Below are 8598 nucleotides of genomic sequence, written 5' to 3'. Positions count from 1 at the left end.
TTGCAAGGATCTATGGTGGCTATGTCGAGAATCATGCCGGTCTTCCGGGATACTACCCTGTCAGTCGGCAAGCCATTGAATTCTTTCAATTCTCTTACCAGACGGAACCGGACGAGGGGGCAGACGAGTTTTACCTGACCTACTTGAAAGCCGTTTACAATATCGTGAACAGGGAGGTTGCAATAGTACCCAAGCCCTGGGACTTCCCGCGTTGACGCGATCAGCGTAATCCGGCCACGAAGGGCATCCGGGCAGGGCGGGAATACCGAGCGCGACTCTCACAGCCCGGTCGGCGTGGGGCGGGTATCGGCGGTTCGCGTCGTGCCCTGGTCGATCAGCGGCTGGAGCGCGGGAGCCAGGCTTTTCAGCAGCTGGGCGGGCAGGGCGCTGGTGAAGCGGTAGTTGTCTGCCTCCGGCCCATGGACGAAAGCGGTCATGGTGCCGAAGAAACGGTCGCCGATGTAGAAGACGAAGGTTGCGGTGCGGTTCACCGCCTTCGATTCGATCAGCACGCCGCCCGGCCCCCAGCGGTCGAGCCGGTGGTCGCCGGTGCCGGTCTTGCCGCCCATCGGGACCGGCATGCCGGACGGATCCTTGAAGGAACCCCAGACGCGCTTGGCGGTGCCGTTCTGCGCCACATCCATCAGGGCGCGGCGCAGGGTGGCGCAGACCTCCGGCCGCAGCACGCGCTCCCCCGTCATCGGGCCGAGCCCCAGCTTGGTCTCGTAAGGTGTACCGGCCGCGAAATGCAGCGAGCGGATCTTCACCGTCGGCTGGCGCACGCCATCGTTCAGGATCAGCCCCATCAGCTCCGCCAACGCCGCCGGACGGTCGGCCGAGCTGCCGATGGCGGTCGCCAGCGACGGCACAAGTGTCTCGAACGGATAACCGACGCTGCGCCACTGGGCGGTGATGCGCTGGAACGCCTCCTCCTCCAACCCGATGCGGATGCGGGTGTTCTGCGCGGCCATGCCCTTCTTGAACAGCCAGCGATAGCTTTCCTGACGCTCGTCGGCGCTGGCGGCCAGCAATTCGGCCCGCTTGGCGTCGGGATGCTGCTGGAGATAGGCGACCAGCCACAGCTCCAGCGGATGGACGCGGGCGAGATAACCGAGGTCGTTCAGCGGGAAGCGGTCCGGCCCGTATTTGGCGTAGAGTGCCGAGAGTTGGCTGTCGGACAGGGCAGCCTCCGGCAGCCGGGCGCGCAGGAAGGTGGAAAACTCCGCCAGCCCGGCCTTGGGCCGCACCGTGCGGAAGATCACCGCCAGCCGGTGCGGCACCGGGCGCGAGCGGGTCGCCAGCCGGGCCAGTGCCTCGTCCGGCGTGCGCTTGCGGTAGTCGTTGTAGAAGCGGTTGAGGAAGTCCGAGCCCTCGCGGTCGGCGAAGCGGGCGAGGTAGGCCTGCCGGGCCGGATGGTCGGGGGTGCGCAGGATGTCGGCGCCGTCGTCCGCCCCTTCATCCATATAGAACTGGACGACATCGCGCATCAGCCGGATGAAGGGCAGGTTGACGCTGTTCCGCAACGCCTCCTGCACGGTCAGGATGCGGCCGTTGTCGTCCTTGTTGAAATTCACGAAGCTGTGCTGGCCTCCGCCGGTGAAGAACACCTCGCCGGGGCTGGCGGAATAGCGCCGCTGCATCGCCGCGTCCAGCATGGCCGGCAGCCGGCGGTCGGGGGCCGAGGCCAGCCAGGAGGTCGCCCAGCGGGTCAGATTGTCCGACGCCTCGTCCTCCACATCGCCCAGCAGCTCCTTCGGCAGATGGGCGTAGCGGCTGTGCAGTTCGGCGACGATCTCCAGATAGGTCGTCAATGTGCGCAGCTTGGCGGTGGAGCCGAGGTCCAGCTTGGCCCCGTCGTTGATGTCCAACGGCTGGTCGAGATTGTCGGCCTGGACGCGCAGGTAATTGGCCTCGGGGCCGCGCTCGTACAGCGTGATCGAATAGACCAGCTTGGACAGGTCGTTGTTGCGGGCGTCGAGCAGCCGTTCGCCGGTCAGCCCGAGCGAGCGGGCATAGTCGGGGTCGTTCAGCTTGCCCAGCACCTCGACCACCCGGGCCTGGGTTTCGGCATCCAGGGTGGATTGTGCCGTCAGATCGATGCGGTCGAGGGCGTAGAGGTTGGAAACGCCGAGCATGCCGAGCAGCCGGGCGCGGATGGCATTGGTCGCCTTCTGCTCGACATAGGACGTCGCCGGGCTGGTCGGTGCCTCCTCGCGGAAGACCAGCGGGGTGGCGAGTGCCGTGTCGCGCAGGACGGGGTCGATGACGCCGGCCTGGGCCAGCGCCCGCAGATGGGCGTCAGCCAGCCGGTCCAGCGCGGCGCGGTCCTGGATCAGGTAATGGGAGGGCCGGCGCTGGGCGAGCAGCAGGGCCAGCACCTGCTTGTAGGCCAGCGCCTTCAGCTTCAGGGTGCGAATGTCTGGAGCCGGTTCGGCCAGCACGCGCTTGGCGATGGAGAGGTCGGTGCCGAACCAGGCCCACAGCCCGTCGCCCAGCCCGTTCACTTCGCCGAAGCCGGCTCTGGCGGTCAGCGGGGTGGAATTCAGGTAGTCGACCAGGATGCGGCGGCGGGCCTCGGTGGTGTCCTCGCCGTCGCTGTAGGCGCGGACGCTGGCCGACGCCATCTGGCGCAGCTTCTCCACCCCGCCGGTGGTCTGGCCGTCGGGCGAATGGCGGTACTTCTCGATCTGGGTGGCGAGGGTCGAGCCGCCGGGGGAGCGCTGGCCCGGCCGGATCATCTGCAAGGGCAGCATGGCGACCGCGGCGCCGAAGCGGTCCCATTCGACCGCCGGGTTTCGGCGGGGTTGGTCGGCATCCAGCAACTCGCGGTTCTCGATGAACAGCAGCGTGTCGGCGATCAGCTTCGGCACATCGTCGAAGCCGTCGAACACATGTTCGGGATAGCGCGCCGAATACATGACGGCGCCGTTGCGGTCGAGCAAGGTCAGCCCGGCCTGCGTCTTCTCGCGATAGATCGGAAAGCCGCCGCCGGCCATGAAACGGTCGAGCATGGGCGACAGCACCGCCTGCTGCTCGATTGCGTAGACGTCATGGGTCAGCGCGTCGAGCTGGCCGGCCAGGGCGGTGTAGCCGAGCCGCTCGTTGTACGGCCCATGCTTGGGAAAGCGCGCCTGCGGGTTGGGGCCTTCGCGCAGGCTGACGGACATCGACTGGGCGACGCCGGCGAGCAGCCGGGCCTGGAGACGCGAGGTCCGCATCTCCTGCCAGCCGGCATAGCCGGCGGCGGCGAGCGTGATGGACAGGGTGATGCCGATCGCCGTCCGCTGCACCCATGTGCCCGCTCGCGCCCAGCCCTGGACCGAACCTTTCGCCATGCCGGATGCGCGCCCCCTACCGCTCGGCCGAAACAGCCGGATTCGGTGCAGACAGTAGGGGTGTTTTGGTTAATATGGGTTTAAGGAGTAAAAATCACGAGAGTTGAGGGACACGCCACACAGCAGTTGCAATCTTGGCCATGGCCTTCTGACGCTGGCTGATCGCCCGAGGCGTCCACTCCTCATGCTTCTCCGCAATCTCTCGCGTCAGGGCGTAGATGCTCTCCGCATAGATCGGACGTTTATCGACGTACTCGGCGTTGCCAAGTCGCTTGTTGGTGCTTGTTTGGAGAAGCGTCATGTTTCCCAATCGGGATGTCAGTGTTTCAACTTCTTCGTCGGTGAATGCGCTCCAGCCACCGCTGGGATTCACTGGGCAGATGTGCTCAACGTTGAAACTGCTGCTTTCATAGTCTAGGTCGATGCCCGACATTTGCCGTTCCAATGAGCATAGGATATAGCAGACGATCTTGCGGTTGCGGTTCTGCAGAGTTCCGATCGATTTCTCAGAAAAAGCGGCATGAAAACTTGCATCGGAAACATAAACTCCGCGCAGTCCTTCAAGTATTTGCTGCAGTGTTCCGTGCTCTCCCTTGCTGATCCTCTGGGCTTCCGCATGGTAAGTGCGTTCCTGCTCGGCAGGAAGAAGGCCGCCGATAACGTTGTAGCGGAATGAAATAACGACGGTGGCTCTGAGAAGTTTCTCGAAGTCTGTTTCGTTCAGCCGTCTTTTGGCCGCCATCAGCAATGGGAATGGCTGTCGGACGCTGAACGTCTTGATGATCCGGGCGCAGTCTTTGGCGCTTTGCGACCAATTGGATCCCTCGGGGCTGGTCAGCGCCAGATAGGTGTCGATGTCTTCATCCATGGCGTTCAGAAGGGAGAAAACATCGGATCGAACCTTGATCTCGCTGCGCACGGCCTTGAAGAGATCGGTTTGCCGGACGAAGTTGCGACGGCTGATCCAATGGAATCGCAGGAAATCCGGAAGGCTGGCGGCGGCCAGACGTCCGACGATCCGCTCCCATCTGTTGTCCAGGACCATCAGCTCGTGCTCGTGCTGCTCTTCGCGATGCAAGACCGAGAACAGATAGTTCTTCAGAAGATCCGTTGCCGATAGCCGGACACCTCGCGCGTTCAAGGTTTCGAATACCTTGTATGCGTTCAGTTCGTCGGTCACAGTTATCACTGTGAAGAACAGGCGATCGCTCATCGTATCGATCAGACGAGCTATTTCCATTCCGGGATCTGTTGCGCCTTGCAGATAGTCCTGCAGGCGGCCTCCGAACCATTCGAACGCCCGACGAAGGAGGTTTTCCGAGGGCTTGATCCCTCGCTGTGGTGGGTTGTCGACCAGGGGCACGAGGTAGGTCTGAAAATAGGTGTCGTTGTTGCGGTTCAAAGACAGCTTTGAGCGTGCGACCAGCGTCACCGGATCGAGGTAGCCGATGTAGGTCTGCCGCAGGCCGTCCAGACGCTTTTGTGCCGTATCGGCATCTCGGCCCTGCTCGACCAGTTTCTTCAGTTGCCGAAGGGCCGTGAGCACGATGATGTTCAGCGTCGTCAGACGCTGTTGTCCATCGATGACGTCATACAACTTATCATCGGAGGATTGGAGCACAAGATAGCCCATGTAGTGGGCCGGCTCTCCACCTTCCTTGACCGTTACAAGGATGTCCTGCCAGAGGTCGTCCCACTCCTCTTCGCCCCAACTGTAGTCGCGCTGGAAACGGGGCACACGGTAGGTCAGGCCGTTGCCCATCAGCTTACGGAACGTGTCGTTCTTCGTGTTAAAGTTCGTTGCTGACATGGCCGCGCTCGTTGGCATTGGAACAGTGGGACGACACCGACGACCCTGGGATCGTCGGTGAAATCATCCAATGTTTACCCTATCACGCGCGGCTTCGGGCGACGACGGGGCGCCTCACCCCTCCAGCAGCGCCTTCGCCCGTGCCGCCAGCTCCGCCAGCGGGACCTCGACCTGCTCGCCCTTGACCAGATGCTTCAGGGTCGCGGTGCCGCGGGCCTGCTCGTCGGAGCCCATCAGCAGGACGACGGGGATGCCGGCGCGGTCGGCATATTTCATCTGCTTGGCGATCTTGCCGCCGTCCAGCTGGATTTCCGTGTTGATGCCGGCGGCGCGCAACTCGCTGGCCATGCGGAAATAGTCGGCGGACAGGGCCGGGTCCATCTGCGTCACCAGCACCTGCGCGGTGGGGGTGGCATCCTTGATGATGCCAGCCTCCATCAGCTGGTAGAACAGGCGGGTGGCGCCGATGGAGATGCCGACGCCCGGCAGCTTCGACTTGGTGTAGTGGCTGGCGAGATTCTCGTAACGCCCGCCGGAGCAGACCGAGCCGATGCCGGGATGGTCGTTCAGGAAGGTCTCGTAGACGGTGCCGGTGTAGTAATCGAGGCCGCGCGCGATGGCGAGGTTGATGCGCACCGTCCCTTCCGGCACCTGGAAGGCGTTCAGCCCCTCGATGACGGTGGTCAGCTCGCCGACGCCTTCGCGGAAGAGGGCGGTCTCGATGTCGAGCGCGCCCAGCGCGGCCAGCGTCTCGGCATTGGTGCCCGTCATGGCGATCAGCGACAGGATGGTGTCGGCGGCATGCTCGGTCACGCCGAGGCCGAGCAGGCTGGCGCGCACCTTGTCCTGGCCGATCTTGTCCAGCTTGTCGATCTCGCGCAGCACCAGTACCCGGGTGTCGGCGTCGGCGACGCCCAGACCGTCGAGCAGGCCCAGCAGGATCTTGCGGTTGTTCACGTTGATGGTGAAGCCGCCGAAATTCAGCTCGGTGAAGACATGGTGGATCACCGCCGGGATCTCGGCGTCGTAATGGGCGGACAGGCTGTCCTTGCCGATCACGTCGATGTCGCACTGGTAGAATTCGCGGAAGCGCCCGCGCTGCGCCCGCTCGCCGCGGTAGACCCGCTGGATCTGGTAGCGGCGGAAGGGGAAGGCGAGGTCGCGCTCATGCTCCGCCACATAGCGGGCGAGCGGCACGGTCAGGTCGAAGCGCAGCGCCAGCTCCGGCTTGTTGCCCTGCTGGATGGCGCCGGTCGACTGGACGAAATAGACCTGCTTCTCCGTCTCGCCGCCCGACTTGGTCAGCAGCGTGTCGACCGTCTCGAACACCGGGGTTTCGACGGGGACGAAGCCGAACCGCTCATAGCCGCGGCGGATGGTGTCCAGCATGCGCTGGAAGGCCACCTGCTGGCGCGGCAGCAGCTCCATCGTTCCGGGCGGGGTGCGGGGCGTGATCAGGCTCATCGGAGAAGGTCCGCGCTTGGATAGGAAAAGCGTGGGTTTTCTAGCCCCTTTCGCCGGCCCCGTCACCTGCGCCCAAAAAGGCTGGGGGAAATTTTTCAGTCGGGGCGGAAATTTTTTGGAAGGGCGTGGAATGAAGCTCCGCCGGCCGCGTTCATCTAAGCACGATCCCGCAGCGAGGATCGCTCATCAAAATGGAGAACACAAATGTCCGGCACCGTCTTTGGGTCGCGTATCCGTTCGTCCGTTTCGACCTTTGCGTTTGTCGCCCTGATGGCGACGGCCCCCGTGCTGAGCGCGGGCGCGGCGACGGTCGCTCCGGCCGCTCCGGCCACGTCGGCCCCCGCCGCGACGACCGACTCCACCACAACGGCCCCGAAGCTCGACCAGAAGGTCGATCAGAAGGCCGTCACCAAGAGCGAGGCCATCAAGACCGAAGCCGGCAAGACCAAGCATGAGCAGGTCGCGGCCACGCCGAAGGTCGAGGTGACCAAGACCCAGGCCGACGCCGTCGCCAAGGAACTCGGCGCCAAGCCGACCGAACAGCTGTCCGCCCAGCTCGGCAAGTACCACGAGCAGATGCTGGCCGCCCATGCGCTGAAGGACACGGCCGCCCGCGACAAGGCGGTGGCCGAGGCCCGGCAGCAGCTCGCCAGCATCGGCGGCAAGCCGGTGACCGCCGAGCAGGCCGCGAAGATCGACGGCATCCTCGGCCTGAAGACCTCGACCATCATCCAGTAAGGTTGCAGGCCGCTGCACCTTCCCGCCCGCCAACGCCGGCCGGCGGACGGGGAGGTGCGGCGGCGCGAGGAGGCGCGGCGTCCCGGTCCTGTTGAGATGCGGCGGCGATGGCGATAGAACGTCGTCCAAGCCAACCGCCTCCCTCGACAGCAGCGCCGGGACCCGATCCATGCCGAACGAACGCCTTGTCATCCGCCGTCCCGACGACTGGCATGTCCATCTGCGCGACGGCGCCATGCTGAAGGCGGTTCTGCCCTTCACCGCCCGGCAGTTCGGCCGCGCCATCGTGATGCCGAACCTGAAGCCGCCGGTGGCGACCGTCGCCGACGCCGTGGCCTACCGTGGGCGCATCCTGGATGCCCTGCCGGATGGCGTCGCCTTCACCCCGCTGATGACCGCCTATCTGACGGACGGCACCGATGCCGACGATCTGGCGCGGGGCTTCAAGGACGGTGTGTTCGCCGCCGCCAAGCTCTATCCCGCGAACGCCACCACCAACAGCGCCCATGGCGTCACCGACATCGCCCGCATCGCTCCGGTGCTGGAGCGCATGGCGGAGATCGGCATGCCGCTGCTGATCCATGGCGAGGTGACCGACCAGTCGGTCGACATCTTCGACCGCGAGGCGGTGTTCATCGACAGCATCCTGGCCCCGCTGCTGGAGCGGCACCCGACCCTGCGCGTCGTGCTGGAGCATGTGACGACGGCCGACGCCGTGCAGTTCGTGCGGGCCCATGCCGCCAGCGGCCGGATCGGCGCCACCATCACCGCGCATCATCTCCTGATCAACCGCAGCCACATCTTCCAGGGCGGCATCCGTCCGCACCTCTACTGCCTGCCGATCGCCAAGCGCGAGACGCACCGGGTGGCGCTGGTCGAGGCGGCGACGAGCGGCGAGGGGCCGTTCTTCCTGGGTACCGACACCGCCCCGCACACGGTGACGGCGAAGGAGGCGGCCTGCGGCTGCGCCGGCTGCTTCACCGCCGCCAACGCCCTGGAGCTTTACGCCGAAGCGTTCGACGAGGCTGGCGCGCTCGACAGGCTGGAGGCATTCGCCAGTCTGAACGGGCCGCGCTTCTACAACCTGCCGGTCAGCGAGGAGCGCGTGGCGCTGGAACGCCGTCCGTCGGTCGCCCCCGACGTCATCCTGGTCAGCGAGGGCGACGCCGTGCTGCCCCTCCGCAGCGGCGAGACCCTGGGCTGGAACTTCTTCGGGGCGGTGTGAGGCAATTGGGGCCCCCCCCCGTCCGG

Annotated in this window: 6 protein-coding genes; 3 read left to right on the top strand and 3 right to left on the bottom strand. The window is 65.1% G+C overall.

Annotated elements, in window-relative coordinates:
• The coding region (locus I71_RS39215; RefSeq protein ID WP_211098433.1) for a hypothetical protein at positions 1 to 215 on the top strand (215 nt) is incomplete at its 5' end.
• A gap of 63 nt (positions 216 to 278) precedes the next feature.
• Here I71_RS39215 and I71_RS24550 read toward each other — a convergent pair.
• From I71_RS24550 to hisS, 3 genes are all read right to left on the bottom strand, one after another.
• Positions 279 to 3335 (bottom strand): transglycosylase domain-containing protein, encoded by a 3057-nt coding sequence (locus I71_RS24550; RefSeq protein WP_042699801.1) that lies wholly within the window; start codon positions 3333 to 3335, stop codon positions 279 to 281.
• Between the two features lie 94 nt (positions 3336 to 3429).
• Complete coding sequence (locus I71_RS24545; RefSeq protein WP_042699798.1) at positions 3430 to 5145, bottom strand: DUF262 domain-containing protein; 1716 nt, start codon at positions 5143 to 5145, stop codon at positions 3430 to 3432.
• 114 nt (positions 5146 to 5259) lie between these two features.
• Positions 5260 to 6609: a histidine--tRNA ligase gene (hisS, locus tag I71_RS24540; RefSeq protein ID WP_042699794.1), complete on the bottom strand. Its 1350-nt coding sequence runs from the start codon at positions 6607 to 6609 to the stop codon at positions 5260 to 5262.
• Positions 6610 to 6879: 270 nt separating this feature from the next.
• Here hisS and I71_RS24535 point away from each other — a divergent pair, with 270 nt between their 5' ends.
• Complete coding sequence (locus I71_RS24535; RefSeq protein WP_244434029.1) at positions 6880 to 7347, top strand: hypothetical protein; 468 nt, start codon at positions 6880 to 6882, stop codon at positions 7345 to 7347.
• Between the two features lie 169 nt (positions 7348 to 7516).
• Positions 7517 to 8572 (top strand): dihydroorotase, encoded by a 1056-nt coding sequence (gene pyrC / locus I71_RS24530; protein ID WP_042699788.1) that lies wholly within the window; start codon positions 7517 to 7519, stop codon positions 8570 to 8572.
• Positions 8573 to 8598 lie beyond the last annotated feature (26 nt).

The sequence above is a fragment of the Azospirillum sp. B506 genome, assembly GCF_000333595.1.
Lineage (GTDB): Bacteria > Pseudomonadota > Alphaproteobacteria > Azospirillales > Azospirillaceae > Azospirillum.
The sequence above is the reverse complement of the archived record's forward strand: the minus strand, read 5'-3'. Positions and strand labels throughout refer to the sequence as shown.

Excerpts from the sequence above, each read along its gene's own strand:
- I71_RS24550 (WP_042699801.1), bottom strand. The coding sequence starts at position 3,335 with ATGGCGAAAGGTTCGGTCCAGGGCTGGGCGCGAGCGGGCACATGGGTG.
- I71_RS24545 (WP_042699798.1), bottom strand. The coding sequence starts at position 5,145 with ATGTCAGCAACGAACTTTAACACGAAGAACGACACGTTCCGTAAGCTG.
- pyrC (WP_042699788.1), top strand. The coding sequence starts at position 7,517 with ATGCCGAACGAACGCCTTGTCATCCGCCGTCCCGACGACTGGCATGTC.
- hisS (WP_042699794.1), bottom strand. The coding sequence starts at position 6,609 with ATGAGCCTGATCACGCCCCGCACCCCGCCCGGAACGATGGAGCTGCTG.
- I71_RS24535 (WP_244434029.1), top strand. The coding sequence starts at position 6,880 with ATGGCGACGGCCCCCGTGCTGAGCGCGGGCGCGGCGACGGTCGCTCCG.